Genomic DNA, 686 nt, shown 5'->3' with positions numbered 1-686 from the left:
CGCCGGTCGCGCGGCGCGCTGGCGGGCCGCGGTGCTGCCGCGGTCGCTGACCGGTCGGCGGGACACCGGCGAGGACGTCGACGCCCCTGACAGCCCGGTGCGAGACTGGACGCATGACTTCGGGGGACGTCATCCGGACCGGGTGTGCTCATCGGCGGCCGCGACCGCCGGCGCACCGTGCTCGTCGACTACGACCACGCGTGGCCGGCGCGGTTCGCGACCGAGCGCGCCCGCGTCGACGGCGCGCTCGGCTCGGCGCGCCCGGCGGGTCGACCACGTCGGGTCGACGAGCGTGCCCGGTCTCGCCTCGCAGCCCGTCGTCGACGTGCTCGTGCAGGTGCGCGACCCCGAGGACGAGTTCGCGTACGTGCCGCCGCTGCTGCGCGCCGGCTACGAGATGCGCGTCCGCCAGGAGGGCCACCGCATGCTGCGCACGCCCGAGCGCGACGTGCACGTGCACGTCTGCGGGGCCGGCAGCGCCGAGGCCTACCGCTTCCTGGTCTTCCGCGACTGGCTGCGCCTGGACGCCACCGACCGGCGGGCCTACGAGGCCCTCAAGCGCGAGCTCGCGGCCGACGACCGGATCGACGCCGAGACCCGCCTGCAGGCCAAGGGCGCGTTCGTCACCGAGGCGATCGCGCGGGCCGAGGCCTGGGCGCTCGCGACCTACTAGGCGCGCGTCCGGG

Annotated in this window: 1 protein-coding gene; it reads left to right on the top strand. The window is 76.7% G+C overall.

The features are described from left to right. Nucleotides 1-31: 31 nt before the first annotated feature. Nucleotides 32-673 carry a GrpB family protein gene (locus tag AC2W7G_RS17850; RefSeq protein WP_485869608.1) on the top strand — a complete coding sequence of 214 codons (642 nt, stop codon included), beginning with the start codon at nt 32-34 and terminating at the stop codon, nt 671-673. The last annotated feature ends 13 nt before the right edge of the window (nt 674-686 follow it).

The organism is Aeromicrobium sp. PFPM2_SD2, assembly GCF_057364525.1.
This window is presented reverse-complemented; position numbering and strand designations above follow the sequence as displayed.